Annotated in this window: 15 protein-coding genes and 1 tRNA gene; 9 read left to right on the forward strand and 7 right to left on the reverse strand. The window is 69.4% G+C overall.

Annotated features, from left to right (window positions below; all coding sequences use genetic code 11):
* Positions 1-33: 33 nt before the first annotated feature.
* Genes chrR through MU852_RS14315 form a run of 3 tightly spaced genes read right to left on the reverse strand, consistent with a single transcriptional unit; the run spans position 34 to position 1,240 of the window.
* Complete coding sequence (chrR, locus tag MU852_RS14310; RefSeq protein WP_249750121.1) at positions 34-675, reverse strand: cadmium/peroxide/UV radiation responsive anti-sigma factor ChrR; 642 nt, start codon at positions 673-675, stop codon at positions 34-36.
* Entirely contained in the window at positions 672-848 is a 177-nt protein-coding gene (locus MU852_RS17545) for a sigma factor-like helix-turn-helix DNA-binding protein (RefSeq protein WP_283843653.1), read from the reverse strand. Before MU852_RS17545 ends, chrR begins: the two co-directional genes overlap by 4 nt.
* Positions 849-856: 8 nt before the next feature.
* Positions 857-1,240, reverse strand: a complete 384-nt coding sequence (locus MU852_RS14315) for a sigma-70 family RNA polymerase sigma factor (protein ID WP_283843654.1) — start codon at positions 1,238-1,240, stop codon at positions 857-859.
* 130 nt (positions 1,241-1,370) lie between these two features.
* Here MU852_RS14315 and MU852_RS14320 point away from each other — a divergent pair, with 130 nt between their 5' ends.
* Entirely contained in the window at positions 1,371-2,711 is a 1,341-nt protein-coding gene (locus MU852_RS14320; protein ID WP_249750122.1) for an NAD(P)/FAD-dependent oxidoreductase, read from the forward strand.
* Entirely contained in the window at positions 2,708-3,469 is a 762-nt protein-coding gene (locus MU852_RS14325) for a DUF1365 domain-containing protein (protein ID WP_249750123.1), read from the forward strand. The genes MU852_RS14320 and MU852_RS14325 overlap by 4 nt, the downstream gene beginning before the upstream one ends.
* A 29-nt stretch (positions 3,470-3,498) precedes the next feature.
* Here MU852_RS14325 and MU852_RS14330 read toward each other — a convergent pair whose 3' ends face one another.
* Positions 3,499-4,593 (reverse strand): cell wall hydrolase, encoded by a 1,095-nt coding sequence (locus MU852_RS14330; RefSeq protein ID WP_249750124.1) that lies wholly within the window; start codon positions 4,591-4,593, stop codon positions 3,499-3,501.
* A gap of 541 nt (positions 4,594-5,134) precedes the next feature.
* Here MU852_RS14330 and MU852_RS14335 point away from each other — a divergent pair.
* On the forward strand, positions 5,135-5,317 hold the full coding sequence (locus MU852_RS14335) for a hypothetical protein (protein ID WP_249750125.1): 183 nt from the start codon (positions 5,135-5,137) through the stop codon (positions 5,315-5,317).
* A 227-nt stretch (positions 5,318-5,544) separates the two neighbouring features.
* Positions 5,545-5,901 carry a DUF6481 family protein gene (locus MU852_RS14340; protein ID WP_249750126.1) on the forward strand — a complete coding sequence of 119 codons (357 nt, stop codon included), beginning with the start codon at positions 5,545-5,547 and terminating at the stop codon, positions 5,899-5,901.
* A 63-nt stretch (positions 5,902-5,964) separates the two neighbouring features.
* Here the strand turns inward: MU852_RS14340 and MU852_RS14345 are convergent, their stop codons facing one another.
* Positions 5,965-6,288, reverse strand: a complete 324-nt coding sequence (locus MU852_RS14345; protein ID WP_249750127.1) for a response regulator — start codon at positions 6,286-6,288, stop codon at positions 5,965-5,967.
* A complete protein-coding gene (locus MU852_RS14350) occupies positions 6,189-9,656 on the reverse strand; it encodes a PAS domain S-box protein (RefSeq protein WP_249750128.1) in 3,468 nt (1,155 codons plus the stop codon). The genes MU852_RS14345 and MU852_RS14350 overlap by 100 nt, the downstream gene beginning before the upstream one ends.
* Positions 9,657-9,786: 130 nt before the next feature.
* On the opposite strand from MU852_RS14350, the gene MU852_RS14355 reads away from it, so the two are divergent.
* The 5 genes from MU852_RS14355 (at position 9,787) to MU852_RS14375 (ending at position 15,073) form a co-directional block, all read left to right on the forward strand.
* Entirely contained in the window at positions 9,787-10,266 is a 480-nt protein-coding gene (locus tag MU852_RS14355; protein WP_249750129.1) for a Dps family protein, read from the forward strand.
* A 93-nt stretch (positions 10,267-10,359) separates the two neighbouring features.
* Positions 10,360-11,568, forward strand: a complete 1,209-nt coding sequence (locus MU852_RS14360; RefSeq protein WP_249750130.1) for a cell wall hydrolase — start codon at positions 10,360-10,362, stop codon at positions 11,566-11,568.
* A gap of 58 nt (positions 11,569-11,626) precedes the next feature.
* A complete protein-coding gene (locus tag MU852_RS14365; RefSeq protein WP_249750131.1) occupies positions 11,627-13,567 on the forward strand; it encodes a PAS domain-containing protein in 1,941 nt (646 codons plus the stop codon).
* 68 nt (positions 13,568-13,635) lie between these two features.
* Entirely contained in the window at positions 13,636-14,043 is a 408-nt protein-coding gene (locus MU852_RS14370) for a response regulator (protein ID WP_249750132.1), read from the forward strand.
* Between the two features lie 70 nt (positions 14,044-14,113).
* Positions 14,114-15,073: an aldo/keto reductase gene (locus MU852_RS14375; RefSeq protein WP_347342311.1), complete on the forward strand. Its 960-nt coding sequence runs from the start codon at positions 14,114-14,116 to the stop codon at positions 15,071-15,073.
* A gap of 36 nt (positions 15,074-15,109) precedes the next feature.
* On the opposite strand, the gene MU852_RS14380 is transcribed toward MU852_RS14375, so the two are convergent.
* Positions 15,110-15,185, reverse strand: a tRNA-Lys gene (locus MU852_RS14380).
* Positions 15,186-15,334: the final 149 nt, after the last annotated feature.

A 15,334-nucleotide genomic window follows, 5' to 3' on the forward strand; every position in this document is an offset into this window, starting at 1 on the left:
TCTCTACGAAGGAAGGCGGCCCCGGATGCGCCCCTAGAGGCGGATGAACGGCTGGATCAGCCGCCCCAGCCAGCCGTCGAGCAGAATCTGCCCGTCCAGCGCGGCCACGCACAGGCAGGCCTCGTCGGAGACGACGCGCGGCTGGTGCAGGGTGTGCTGATCCGCCTCCTCCAGGTCGCCCCTGTCGAACCGCTCGTCGTCGGTGGCGTAGGCGCCGGACAGGACGCACGTCAGTTCCACGCCGCCGTGCGTGTGGCGCGGCATCACCCGGCCAGGCTGGATTTCCAGCAGAATGACGCGGCAAGCGCCGTCGCGCGGCCCCAGAACGTCGCGCACGCGCACGCCGGGTCCCATCCATCGCCACGGGCCCAGCGCGTGGCGGCGAAGCGGCTCGGGCAACTGCGGCATGTCGTTCAGCGGCAAGGCGGGCTCGACCGTCCCCGCATCGGTCTCGGCCCGGGCCATCACGCGCGCCAGGGCGTCGGCGGGGAGGGGTTCAGGCGGTATGTCCTCCAACAGGCGCCCGCCGACGGCCTCGAGCCGGCGCGCGAAGGCTCCGGCCTGGGGCCGCATCCACAGGTGCGTGGCGACCACCAGGGCCTCTGGCGAACTCAGCGCTCCGGCCGCATAGGCCAGAAGGCGATCGTCGGAAACGGAATGGCGCATCGGGGTCATTCTAGTCCCCTCAGCGGTTCGAGCGCGATACGAAGCTTGATCATGGCCTTGCGAATGCGGGATTTGACGGTTCCCAGGGGAAGGTCGAGATGGCGGGCGATTTCGGAATGAGCGGCGCCCTGAAAGAAGGCCAGGCGCAGCACCTCGATATGGTCGGGCGACAGTCGCCGCATGGCCTCGGTCAGACGCGCCGCCTCTTCGGCGCCTGACAGAGGTCATCCGGGCGATCGGGCTCGTCAGGCAGAAGACTGAGATCGGCGACGGGCAAGGGGCGGGATTCCTTGCGCAGCACGTCCAACCGACGGTTTCGGGCGATGGTGAATATCCACGTCGCCGCACTGGCGCGGCTGGGGTCGAACAGATCGGCCTTCCGCCAGACCGTCAGCATCGCGTCCTGGGCGAAGTCCTCGGCGGCGCCGGCCGGGGCGCCCGCGTGCATCAGATAGGCCTTCAGGCGAGGGGCGAAATATTCGAACAGACGGGCGAAGGCCTCTCGGTCGCGGCGGATCGCGACCGCCTGGATCAGTCGGCCGTTCTCGTCCCCCGCTGCGTGATCAGGGCTCATTGGGCGGCGTACCGATGATAGGGCGACCGTCTCATGCATGGTCCTTTTACGCGGGCGGAACGTCGGCGGATGACAGCATCCGAACCTCCCGGCGCGACGTATCGAAGCCTAAAGTCAAGCCGGAGTCTTCATGCCGATCGCCCACCGCCCCGAAAACACGACCCGGCCGTTGCGGATCGCGGTCGTGGGGTCGGGCATATCGGCCCTGTCGTGCGCCTGGCTGTTGGCCCGTCGCCACAAGGTGGTGGTCTATGAACAGGCCGACCGCCTGGGCGGTCATACCAATACGGTGGACGTTCAGGGGCCCGCCGGGACCACGCCCGTGGACACCGGCTTCATCGTCTTCAACGATGCGACCTATCCCAATCTGGTGGCGATGTTCGATCACCTTGGGGTCGCCAGCCGTGCGACCGACATGTCGTTCGCGGTCTCGCTGGACGAAGGCCGGTTCGAATATGCGGCGCCGGCCCTGTTCGCCCAGAGGCGCAACGCCTTTCGGCCGCGCTTCTGGACCATGCTGCGGGAAATCCTGCGCTTCTATCGAGACGCGCCGGCGCAGTTGGCGACGCTGTCGGACGCCAGTCTGACCCTGGGCGACTATCTGAAGCGCGAAGGCTTCAGCGAAGCCTTCAGGGACGACCATCTGTTGCCGATGGCCGCGGCCATCTGGTCGTCTCCGGCGCACACCCTGATGGACTATCCGGCGGAATCCTTCATCCGTTTTTGCGGCAACCACGGCCTGTTGAAGCTGACCGGCCGGCCGGTATGGCGCACCGTCCAGGGCGGCGCCCGGGCCTACGTCTCTCGTCTGGCGCAGGACTTGGGCGAGGACATCCGGCTGGCCAACGGCGCGGTCGAGGTGCGGCGCATCGACGGGCAGGTCGAGGTGCTGGACAGCCAGGGGCGCAAGGACCGCTTCGACCACGTCGTGATCGGCGCCCACGCCGACCAGGCGCTGGCGATGCTGGCCCAGCCGACCGAAGCGGAGCGCGCGCTGCTCGGCGCCTTCCGCTACAGCCGCAACCTGACGGTCCTGCATTCCGACGCGGGCCTGATGCCGCGTCGCCGACGCGCCTGGGCGGCCTGGAACTACATCGGCGTCGAGGGCGGACTGTGCGTCAGTTACTGGATGAACCGGCTGCAGGGCCTGTCGGGTCCCGACCTGTTCGTCACGCTGAACCCGCCGCGCCCGCCGCGCCCGGAAACGCTGTTGCGAACGGAAGTCTACGAGCACCCGATCTTCGACCCGGCCGCGATCCGCGCGCAGAAGGCGCTTTGGACCCTGCAGGGGCAGGGCGGCGTCTGGTACTGCGGCGCCCATTTCGGCGCCGGCTTCCACGAGGACGGCCTCCAGTCGGGTCTGGCGGTGGCCGAACAGCTCGGCGGCGTGCGCCGTCCTTGGTCCGTCGAGAACGAGAGCGGACGCATCAACGTCATCCCCAGCCATGCGGGGCTGGAGCGCGTGGCGTGAACTCGGCCCTGTATCACGGCGAGGTGACGCACAGGCGCCTTCGTCCTCGCGAACACAGGCTGCGCTATCGGGTGTTCTGGCTGCTGCTCGACCTGGCCGAACTGGACCAGATTGATGCGCGGTTGCGGCTTCTGTCGCGCAATCGCTTCAACCTGCTGGGATTCCATGACCGGGATCATGGCGACGGATCGCCCACGCCCCTTCGCGATCAGGTCCTGGGACGCCTCCGCCAAGCGGGCGTCGACATCGGCGGCGGCGCCGTGCGGCTGCTGACCATGCCCCGCGTTCTGGGCTACGTCTTCAATCCGATCAGTCTTTACTACTGCCACGCCGCCGACGGGCGGCTGGCGGCGGTGATCTACGAGGTCTCCAGCACCTTCGGCGAAAGACACGCCTACGTTCTGCCCGTCGACGCCGAGGCGGCGGGGGCCGGGGCGTTCCGCCAGGAGGCGCGAAAGGCGCTGCACGTCTCGCCCTTCATGGGGATGGACATGCGCTATGCGTTTCGGGGGCGCGCCCCGGACGATCACATGGCCCTGAAGATCGACGGGACGGATCGCGACGGCCTGCTGATCACCGCCGCGATGACCGGGCGCCGCCACGCCCTAACGGACAGCGCGATCCTCCGCGTCGTCCTGGCCATGCCGCTGCTGACCCTTAAGGTGGTGGCCGCCATCCACTGGGAAGCGCTGAAGCTTTGGCTCAAGCGCGTCCCCCTCCATCCCGCGCCGTCCCCGGACAGGGCCCACGGAGCCTGACAAGTTCGCGACGACCGTCGTCGGAGCGGTCAGACGGCGTTGGCGGACGCGGCGGCTTCAGGCTTGGGGGATTCGGCCGGACGCGCCGCACGCGGCGTCGGCGCGGCCTGAGCGCGCGCGGAGGCGGCGGGCGACGGCGTCGAAGGCTGCGCCTGCGAAGCCGAGGCCGGGGCGCTGCGTTGCTGTGCGGCAGGCCTAGCGGCGGTCGTGGTCGCGGCGGCGGCCTCGGGCGCAGCGCGGCCTTCCTGGGCCAGAACCAGCGAATAGGCGACGGCCTCGCCGGCCTGACGCGCGGCCTCGACGGGATTGATCGCGGCCTGGATCAGGCGCGGCTGGTCGGCGTCGGTGGAGGGCCGGGGGGCGTAGGTGAAGGCGCCGCGCGAGCCGGAGCGGCCGCCGAACCGATAGAACAGATGGCTGCCCACCTGGCTGACGCGCACCAGCGATCCGCGCCAGGCCGGCGACACGCCGGTGGTGTGGAAGTGGGTGGCGTTGCCGACGGCGGCGTACACGCCCCCCGACAGGGCCTTGGACGCCACGTCGCGAGCGCGGTTCCAGGCGGCCTGGTTTACGCGCCCGCGCATCACGCCCGAGCAGGTGAAGGAGAACTGGCAGCCGGTGCGACGCGCGGCGCCCTGATAGACGACGCCGCAGACGCTCTTGGGAAAGGCGGGGTGGCGGACACGGTTCAGAACCACCTGGGCCACGGCGCTCATGCCGTCGCGGCCCTCGCCGCGCGCTTCGTAATAGACGGCCTGGGTCAGGCAATCCAGGTCGCGGCTGGCGTCCAGCGCGTGATCCATGCGGAAGGGCTGGGCGGGCGTCGGGGCCGACAGGCTGGCGCGACGAAGGTTGGGATCGCCGGGGTTGGCGCGCAGCTGCTCCAGGCGGGCGGCCAGCAGTTCGGCCTGGCGGTCGCGCTCGGCCGAGCCTGCGCTGGTGTAGGGGTCGTGACGTCGGGCGATCGCAAGCGCGCTGGGATCCAGGCCGCCGGCGGCGGCGGACAGGGCTTCTTCGGTGAAGCCGGCGGCGGTGGCGCCCTGGATACGTTCGGCCTGCGCGCGCAGGGTCGTCTCCTGCGCCGCCACGCCGCCCAGATAGGCGGCCCCGATCGCCAGTCCCACCAGACCGCCGAAAGCGGCGGCCGCGTGGACAGGCTTGACCTTCGCCACACGATCGGCAGCCGAAATGGCGCGCGTCTGCGAGGAATGCGACAACGTAGTATCCTAGTCAGCAGGGCTGGAAACGCCGCCCCCGGGGGTAGTCTCGCCGGCCGGGCGACTCTGACGGTCGCGTTCCAGCCTGCAGACGACGTTCGGCTCACGGGCCCGGACGTCGAGGACGGGCCTATATAGCGGTGTTTGTGACCCTAATGTGGTCGATTCGCAAGCTGACGGTTAAGTCGCTGAAGTTTCACGTTTGCGACGCGTATGGGGCGAGATTTTGAACGCGGGGTCGATGAATAAGCATTGGAACGTCGACGATCCTCTTCGGCCTGAGACCCGAATACTTGCATAGACTGCACATCGGCGCGTGATCTAAGCTTACATGGGGCGTGGCCGACGGGGCCTGCCAGGCGTAATCTGGTATTGGGATGCTTTGTCGCGCGGCTCGGGGAACTGGAGCGGCGCACGGGTGTTTGAAGCGGAGCCATTGGAGGACATCATGACCCGCATCGCCATCCTGACCCTGACCGCCGCCGCCCTCGCCCTTGCCGCCTGCGGGGCCACCGTGGAACAGAAGGCGGCCACGGGTGCCGTGGCCGGCGCCGTCGCCGCCGGGCCCGTGGGCGCCGCGGTCGGCGGCGCCGCCGGCACTGCGGCCGGCCACGCTCAGAAGCCGAACTGACGCTCGTTACGGGGGCGCGCCTTGCATCCGGCGAGGCGCGACCTATCTGCGACACATGGCGCGGCTTGTTCAGGCGGCCCGCGCCGATGCTCGCCATCGACCGTTTCGGACCTTGATTTCGCCGCCGGTTTAGGCTTTGTGCGGCCGCTTCGGGCCGTGCGCCGTTCGCCGCCTGACCCTCGATGGCCGCCGTCGCGGCCGCTCACAAGGAAACAGCGCTCGCCCGCATGAAAGACATCAAGACCGGATTCACCGACCGCCTGACCGCCCAGCAGGAAGCCAAGAAGGCCCTGCTCGCCAAGTTCAAGCCCAAGCCCGCCGCCCCCGATCCCGAATTCGACCGGCTGGCCGAGAAGCGCGCCGCCGAAAAGGAGGCTCTGCGCCAGCAGCACGAACTGGCCAAGGCCGAGGTGCGCCGCGAGAAGGCCGAGAAGGAAGCCGCGCGGATGGCGGCCGAACGCGAGGCCCAAGACGCGATCGACGCCGAAAAGCGCGCCGACCGCAAGGCTCGCAAGCAGCTGACCAAGGAAGAGCAGAAGGCGCGTCGCGACGCCCGTTACGCGGCCCGCAAGGCGCGCCGCTAACTCCGCGGCCCGATCTCGATCAAAGGCGCGCCCGGGTTCCCGCGGCGCGCTTTTTCGTATCCGTCATCGAGCCGACGCGGCCGGCGTCCCCTCGACCAAGCGGCGGAGTTGATCGGCCGAATAGGGTTTGCGCAGGAAGGGCCACGGCGCATCGGCCAGAACGCCGTCGACATCGTCGCCGACATAGCCGCTGGTCAGGGCGATGCGCATGTCCGGCCAGTCGCGCGCGGCCCGTCGCGCCAGATCCACGCCGCTCATCCCGCCCGGCATGACCACGTCGGTCAGCATCAGGTCGAAGCGGCCCGCGGCCAGGGCGCCCAGGGCGGCCTCGCCGGTTTCGGCCAACTGGACGTCGAAGCCGAAGCCCTCGAGCAGATCGACGGCCACGGCGGCGACATTGGCGTCATCCTCGACCAGCAGAAGCCGGCGCCCCCGGCGAAAGCCGTTTCGGGCGGGGGCGTCGAGCGCGTCGGCGCCCGCGTCGGCGCTTCGGCTTCCGCAAGCGGGGGAAGGTAGAGACGAACCTCCGTGCCGCGCCCGACCGTCGAGGCGACCCGAACGCCGCCGCCCGACTGACGCGCGAACCCATAGACCTGGCTGAGGCCCAGCCCGGTGCCCTTGCCGACCGCCTTGGTGGTGAAGAAGGGCTCGAACACCCGGTCGATGACCTCGGCCGTCATGCCCGCGCCGGTGTCCGATACGGTCACGCAGACATAACGCCCGGCGGGAAGATCGGGGCCTTCGTCGTCGGGCCCGATTTCACATGACAGGGTCCGTATGGAAACGCGGGCCGGACGTCGCGGCGCGCCGTCGCGATCCGCCGTGACATCGCCCAGGGCGTCGCGCGCGTTGACGATCAGGTTCAGCAAGGCGGCTTCGAACTGGGCGGGGTCCACATTGACCCGGGCGCCGCCGCGCTTCAGCCGGACCTGGAAGTCGACCGCTTCCCCCACGGCGCGACGCATCAGGGGCTCGCCTTCGCGGATGAGGGCGTTCAGGTCGACGGCCTCGGGGCGGAGAGGCTGGCGTCGCGAGAAGGCCAGCAGCTGGTGGGTCAGGCTTTCGCCGCGCCGCGCGGCGGACAGGGCGGCTTCGCCCAGCTTCTTGCGTTTCGCCGGGTCTTCGCTGCGCAGGATGATGTCGAGGGCGCCAATCACCACCGTGAGCAGATTGTTGAAGTCGTGGGCGACGCCGCCGGTGAGGCGACCCACGGCCTCCAGGCGCTGGGCGTGCAGCAATTGCGCCTCGGCCTGGGCCTTTTCGGCCAGGGCTTCTCCGACCCGGTCCTCCAGCAGCTCGTTGATGCGCTTGAGGTCGTCCTCGGCGCGCTTGGCTTCGGTGACGTCCAGGCTGGCGCCGACATAACCCTGGAAGGCGCCCTCGGCGTCGAAACGGGGCACGCCCTCGGTGCGCAGCCAGCGCTGGCCCAGCGTCGGATGGTTGACGCGGCTGAGCGCCTCGAAGCGGTCGCGGGCCTCGAAGGCGCGCATGAAGGCGCCGGTGAAGACGGTCTCGTCGTCGGGGTGGATCAGACGCCGCCAGCTGTCGCGCAGCTGCCGTTCCGACCGCACGCCGAAGAAGGTTCGATAGAGGCGGTTGGCGAAGACGAGCTGGGCGGCGTCGTCGCTCATCCAGACCAGGACGGGCGCGCTGTCGGCGACGGTGCGGAAACGGCTCTCGGATTCCTCCAGCCGCATCCGGGCGTCGCGCATGTCCGTGACGTCGAAGGCCACGCCGACGAAGCCGACGACCTCGGAGCCGCTTGTCCGCGGCCGGGAAAAGGACTTGAGCCAGCGCCAGGTCCCGTCGTGGCGCCGATACCGCGCCTCCATCGAGAAGGGCTCCCCGGTCGCTTCTCCCGCCAAGGATTCCTCAAGGATCCGCTGCTGGTCGTCAGGATGCAGGCAGGCGCGCCAGTCGGCCGTCCGGGCCGCTTCATAGGTCGAGCCGTAGAAGTCGACATAGGCCTGGTTGACGAAGGCGCGGCTGCGGTCCTTGGCCGTGACCCAGATCAGGACGGGGGCGGTGTCGACGGCGCGGAAGCGCGCCTCGCTCTCGCGCGTCTCGGCCTCGGCGCGGGCGCGTTCGATCTCGGCCCAGGTGCGGGCGGCGACCTCTTCCAGCAGGGCGGCTTCGGCGTCCGTCCAGAGTCTGGGCTGGGCCGAGTGGACATAGAGAAAGGCGCGCAGCCGGCCGTTGCGGATCAGGGGCGCCCGCATCAGGGCGCGGGTCTGCAGGGCCTCGAAGGCGGGCGCGGCCTGCGTGGTGCGGGGGTCGTCGCGCACATCCTCGACGCGCACGGTCTCGCCGGCGGCCAGATCGGCGATCAAGGGGGCGCCGAGATCGCGCAGGCTGAAGCGCCCGTGGGCGCTGACGACGCCGTCGGTCCAGTCCTGGGTCATCGACACCACGCCGGCGTCTTCGTCGACCTCTCCGTAGCCGACGCGGTGAACCTCCATGAGATCGCCCAGCGCGCGCTCCACCTCGGTCATGATGACCAGCGGATCGGTCATGTCGCGCAGGCGGTCGACCAGGGCCAGGAGGAAGGCCTGGCGCCGTTGCTGGCGGGCCGCGGCGTCCAGGGCCTCACGGGTCTCGGTGACGTCGAAGGCCATGCCGGCGAAGCCCAGCAGGCCGCCCGCGTCGTCCAGGCGGGGCTTGACCACCACGCGCATCCAGCGCCAGGCGTCGTCGTGGCGCCGGAAGCGGGCCTCGAAGGCATGGGCCGCGCCGTCGTCGCGAGCCTGGATCTGGCCGGCCATGACCCTGTCGGCGTCGTCGGGGTGCACAAGCTTGCGCCAGCCCTGACCGGCGAGGGCGGCGCTGTCCGGTCCACAGAAATCGACCAGGGCGGCGTTGGCGAACTCGATGCCGCCTCGGGCGTCGGTCAGCCAAATGGGGGCGGGGGCGATGTCGGCCAGCAGGCGGAAGCGGCTCTCGCTCTCGCGGACCGCCGCTTCGGCTTCGCGCGAGGCGGTGATGTCGACGCCGCCGGCGATATAGCCGATCGGGGCGCCGTCGGGACCCAGCAGGGCGCGGACGCTGACCAGGGCCCAGACCACCCGGCCGTCGGGATGGACATAGCGCTTCACTAGCTGGTCGCCCGACCGTCCCTGGGCGATGGCCTTGAGGGCGGCCAGGGTGCTTTCGGCGTCCTCGGGGTGGGACACATCCAACGTGGTTCGGCCGACCGCCTCCTCCGGCGAGAGACCCAGAAGCTCGGCGTAGCGTCCATTGATGGCTGTGATCCGGCCCTCGCGGTCTAGGCGGACGATGCCCGCGGCCGACTGGTCGACCAGGGCCTGCAGTTCCGATCGGCTGCGCGTCAGCTCGGAAAGGGAATCCTCCAGCCGGTGCAGGCTGCGCCTCAGCCAGGCTCCCGTCTCGGTGCAGAACAGACCGACGAGAAAGAAGTTGGTGGTTGCGATCCGGCCCAGGTTCGGGGGCATGGCCCGCCCTTCGGGCGTGGTCAGCACCACGACGGCCCATCCATCCGCCAGGCAGGTCGCCAGCGCCGCCCAGCCCCCGGCGCGACCCGCCGAAACGGCCGCCAGGATCACGGCGGGCAGCAGGATGATGAAGCCGGAGATTTCCGCATAGTAGCGCGCCGCCGCAGCCCGCACGGCCAGGCCGATCACCGCGCAGACGACGCCGATCAGGACGGCGCCGAGTGTGGATTTCTGCGTAAGGCGGGGCAGCCGCATCAAAAAGGCGTCGACGCCGGAGAGGGCCTTGCCGACAGCCGCTCTGCTCATTCCCCCACGTCTCCCCGGCGCGTCGATAGGTCGTGCGCTTCTGTTGCAACGCTTCGGCCCCACTGGCGTTCCTTAACACCCAAAAGCGTCGGGTTCCCGGCGTAGGCCTATTCGCATCCATGGAGCAAGCATGACCGCCACTATCGACACGGGCATTTCCGCGGAAGACCGAGGCGATGTCGCCGAGCAGCTGACCCGCGTCCTGGCCGACGCCTACGCCGTCTATCTGAAGACGCATGGCTATCACTGGAACGTGCGGGGGCCGGAATTCTTCGCGCTCCACAACCTGCTGGAGCAGCAGTACCGCGACCAGTGGGAGGCGCTGGACCACATCGCCGAACGCATCCGGGCGCTGGGCGAGCTGGCGCCGCAGGGGTACGGCACCTTCGCCAACCTGACCAGCATCAGGGACGGCGACCCCGAGAAGGACGCGCCGGACATGCTGCGGGAACTGATGCGCGATCACGAGACGCTGATCGCGACGATGCGCGCGGCCCTGGAAGTCGCGGACGACGACGGCGACGACGTGACGGTCGATCTGCTGACCCAACGCCTGGGCGCCCATGAGAAGTTCGCCTGGATGCTGCGTTCGACCCTGGGCGGCCGATAACGCCGATTTACGGAACGCCCGAAAACCGCCCATAAGTCCGGGCATTGCCGTGGGACGACGCAGTCCTCATCTGAGGGCGGACGCGAGGACTCCATGCTGAACCCGGACTGGAAGGCGATCTGGACGGCGCTAAGGCGCTCGGCGGCGGCGATGCCGGCCGCCGGCGCGGTGCTGGGCGTCGCCATGGCCGCCGGGTCGGCGCCGCGCCCGGACGCGGACCGCACGGCCGAGGCGGTGGCGCGCGTCACCGGCGGGGACCTGACCGCCAAGGGCTTGGCGGCCCTGCGCGCGCGGTTGACCCCTTCGCAGCTGGCCCAGGCCGAGCGGCACGATCCGACACGCATCGGACCGGCCCTGTATGGCCTGACCCCCGGATGGGAAAGCCTGACGTTGGCGGGCAAGCCGGGTCTGGAGCCGGGCGCCGTCGGCCTTGAGGCCCAGCAGATGAATGCGGCGCTTCCCGTGACGTCGGGCGCCCTGCGGCCCGCCCAGCCCTTCGTGTTCAAGGGCGACGCCGACGATCGCCGACGGGCGCTGCGTTGCCTGACGCAGGCCGTATATTATGAGGCCGCGCTTGAACCCGACGCCGGTCAGGCGGCGGTCGCCCAGGTGGTGTTGAATCGGGTTCGCGATCCCAACTACGCCAATACGGTCTGCGGCGTGGTGTTCGAGGGCGCCGAGCGCACCACCGGCTGCCAGTTCAGCTTCACCTGCGACGGTTCCCTGTCGCAGGCGCCCGTGGCATGGGCCTGGGAACGGGCGCGCAAGGTCGCGGAAAGGGCGCTGGCCGGACAGGTGGCCCAGAGCGTCGGCACCGCAACCCATTACCACGCCGATTACGTCCACCCCTGGTGGGCGCCCACCGTGGCCAAGGTCAACCAGATCGGAGCGCACATCTTCTACCGCTGGAAGGGCATCTACGGGGAGCCGGCCGCCTTCCGCGCCGTCTATAACGGCCACGAGCCGACGATCGACGAGGCGCGCTTCGCCCGTCCGCGGATGGTCGCCGCCTCGGCCGGCGAGGCCACTGGCGGTCCCGATCCCGATAAGCCGGCTGCGCCGATGCGCACGGTCGAGATCGACGGCCAGCCGCGCGTGGTCGGCGTGGCCAGCCTGGGCGGACGTCGTCTGCCCACTCACGAGGAAGTCGCCGCCATCAACGCCCGCCTGCAGGCGTTCGAGCAGCCCAAGCCGACGGCCTCTGCAGGCGCGCCCAGCGCCCCGTGCCGGGCGCCGCCGCCATGGCCGTGGAAGAGGTGGGCAAGCCCGCGAACGGATCCGGCGCCTAGTTGCAACGCTTGATCCGTCTGGCGCGTTGACTGCCTTATCGCTGGGCGACGCCCATTCCGGAGACCCCCGCTTGACGACCGCCCCAGACGCCGTTCTTCCCGCCTGGGACGAGTCCGACCGCCTAGCCGCCCTGCGGGAATACGGCATCCTGGATACAGGTCCGGAAAAGGCTTTTGACGAGTTGGTGACTTTGGCGGCGCGGGTTTGCGAAGCGCCGATGGCGGTCATCAGCCTGGTCGACGCGAGGCGGCAGTGGTTCAAGGCCGAGATCGGGCTGGGCGTGTCCGAAACGCCCCTGAGCACGTCCTTCTGCGCCCTCGCCATGATGGAGACCGACGGGCTGGTCGTGCCGGACGCTCGGAGCGATCCCCGTTTCGACTGCAATCCGCTGGTGACGGGCGAGCCCCACATCCGCTTCTACGCCGGGCGGCGGCTGACGACGCCGGAGGGGCTGCCGCTGGGCGCCCTGGCCGTGCTGGACACGCAGTCGCGCGCTGCGGGGCTGAGCGAGCTTCAGGCGCTGACCCTGGACACGCTGGCGGGCCAGGTCATGAGCCAGCTGGAACTGCGCCGGGCCCTGCGGCAGCGCGACCTGAGCCAGGACGCCACGCGAAGGGCTTTGGCGGTGTCCGAATATGTGGGCGCGTGGGAATGGGACATCGTCGCCGACCGGGTTACCGCCGACGAACGCTTTGCGGCGATGTACGGCGTCGCCCCCGACGTGGCGGCGGAGGGCTCGCCGATCGCGGAGTTCATGCGCCACATCCACGCCGACGACGCCGAACGCGTCCGCGCCGAGGTCTCTGCGGCGATCGAGGGGCAGGGCGAATTCGCCAGCGAATACCGCATCGCCAGGCCGGACGGCTCGGTGCGCTGGATGCTGGCGCGCGGGCAGGTTTATTTCGATCAGGACGGCGCGCCCGTGCGTTTCCCCGGCGTGGCGGTCGACATCACGGCGCGGTGGCAGAAGGACGAGGATCTGGCCGCCATCGCCGCCCGGCTGAGGCAGAGCGAGGCGGGATTCCGCGCCCTGGCCGACGCCATGCCGCAGATGGTCTGGTCCACGACGCCGGACGGACTGCACGACTACTATAACGCGCGGTGGTACGAGTTCACCGGCGCGCCCTTCGGCTCGACCGACGGCGAGGGCTGGAACGACATGTTCCACCCGGACGATCAGGATCGCGCCTGGTCGCGCTGGCGGCATTCGCTGTCCACCGGCGAACCCTATGAGATCGAATACCGGCTGAAGCACAACTCGGGCGTCTATCGCTGGACCCTGGGCAGGGCCATGCCGATCCGCGACGACGAGGGACGGATCACCCGCTGGTTCGGCACCTGCACCGACATCGACGAGCTGAAGAAGCTGGAGCAGGGACGCGAGCTGGTCAGCCAGGAACTGAGCCACCGGATCAAGAACATCTTCGCGGTGGTCAGCGCCCTGGTCGCCCTGTCGGCGCGGCAGTATCCCGAAGCGCGCGCCTTCGCGGCCTCCTTGAGGACCCGGATCAACGCCCTGGCGCGGGCGCACGAGTTCGTCAGGCCGCATACGGAGACGTCGCGCATCACGGTCGGCGCCACCACCTTGCATTCCTTCCTGAACGACCTTTTCACCGCCTACGCCGATCACACGGGCGCGGCCCGCGTCATCGTGTCCGGCGACGACGCGGTGTTCGACGATCAGGCGGCGACCTCGGTCGCGCTGCTGTTCCACGAGTTGGCCACCAACGCCGCCAAATACGGCGCGCTTTCGCAAGACGGCGGCACGATCGACCTGACCACGCGTCGGGACGGCGATCGCTTCATCCTGATCTGGACCGAGCGCGGCGGCCCAGAAATCACGGCCGAGCCGACGCGCGCCGGGTTCGGATCATCGCTGGCGACGCTGTCGGTGGAGGGCCAGCTGGGCGGCCGGCTGACGCGGGAATGGCGCCCGGAAGGCTTGAAGATCGTTGCAGATTTGCCGGCGACTGCGCTATCGCGCCGCCGTGCGGCCGAGAAGTCGCGTTAAATTTGGCGCTACGCTGAAACCCATCGCGACGCATCGCGTTATGTGCGTTCCCGAACATAAGCCCCCGCATGAGCCCGCGCATCCTGATCGTTGAAGATGAAGCCCTGGTCGCCATGGAGCTTCGATTCGTGCTCGAGGACCTGGGGCACGAGGTCGTCGACATCTGCGCGACGGCCAGGTCGGCGCTGAACGCGGTGCGCGAGACGGAAATCGATCTGGCCCTTGTCGACATCCACCTGTCGGACGGCGCGACGGGGATCGAACTGGGGCGACGCCTGGGTCAGGAGATGGGCGTCAGCGTCCTTTTCATGACCGCAAACCCCGGCATGGTGCGACAGGGAGTGGCCGGCACCATCGGCGTCCTGTCCAAGCCCACCGACGAACGGGCGGTGCAGACGGCGGTCGATTATGCGCTGCGCCGACGCCAGGGCCAGCCGATCGATTACGCGCCGCCGGGACTGCAGCTTTTCGGCTGATCGGCGGCCGCAGCGGTTGCGGCGGCGCCGGCCGCGCCTATGTCGAAGGTTCCCCGAACCGGAGCCTGCCATGACCGAACTGACCAAGCGCGCCCTTGGCGATAGCGGCCTTGAGATCGCCCCCCTGGTGTTCGGCGGCAATGTGTTCGGATGGACGGCCGACCAGCCGACCTCCTTCGCCCTGCTGGACGCCTTCGTGGACGCCGGTTTCGACGCGATCGACACCGCGGACGCCTATTCGCGATGGGTCCAGGGTCACGAAGGCGGCGAAAGCGAGACGGTGATCGGCCAGTGGCTGCAGGCGCGCGGCCGACGCGACGACGTCAAGATCTTCACCAAGGTCGGCTCGGACATGGGCCAGGGGCGCAACGACCTGTCGCCCGCCTGGATCGAAAAGGCGGTCGAGGCGTCTCTGCGCCGGCTTCAGACGGATTATATCGACCTCTATCAGACCCATTGGCCCGACCCCGAGACGCCGCAGGAAGAGACGCTGCGGGCGCTGGATCGGTTGGTGCAGGCGGGCAAGGTTCGCGCCATCGGCGTGTCGAACCACGACGCCGCGCAGGTGCGCCAGGCGCTGGACATCTCCGCCCGCGAGGGGTTGGCGGCCTATTCGTCGATCCAACCGCACTACAACCTCTATAGCCGCGACACCTTCGAAGGGGCGCTGCAGGACCTGGCGGTGGAGCACGGGCTGGGCGTCATCACCTATTTCAGCCTGGAAAGCGGCTTCCTGACCGGCAAGTACAAGAACGCCGGCCAGATCGCGGGCACCGCGCGCGAGGGCATGCTGGAGGGCAAGTTCGACGAGCGGGGCGTGCGGATCCTGGCGGTGTTGGATGCGGTGGCCCAGAAGAACGAGGCGACCCCGGCCCAGGTCGCCCTGGCCTGGCTTCTGGCGCAACCCGGCGTGACGGCGCCCATCGTCAGCGCCACCTCCACGGCGCAGCTGGACGACACCCTGAAGGCGGCGACGCTGCAGCTGTCGAAAGAGGACCTGGCCGATCTTACGGACGCCTCAGCCTATTGAGGCGACGATATCCGCAGGGAAGGAAAGGAAAGACGATGGTGGGTGATCACAGGTTCGAACTGTGGACCCGCTGATTAAGAGTCAGCTGCTCTACCAACTGAGCTAATCACCCGACCGGTCGTCTTGGCTTCGTCAGGGCGCGAGCGCCCTTGGCGAAGGGCGCTCCTACTACCCAGCCCGTTCGGCCTTGGCAAGCGCTTTCGCAAACTTTCTTCGCCGGTCTATGGTCGCACCCGAGACGCGACGTGACGGAAGGCGCAG

It is taken from the genome of Brevundimonas albigilva (genome assembly GCF_023503965.1).
Lineage (GTDB): Bacteria > Pseudomonadota > Alphaproteobacteria > Caulobacterales > Caulobacteraceae > Brevundimonas > Brevundimonas albigilva.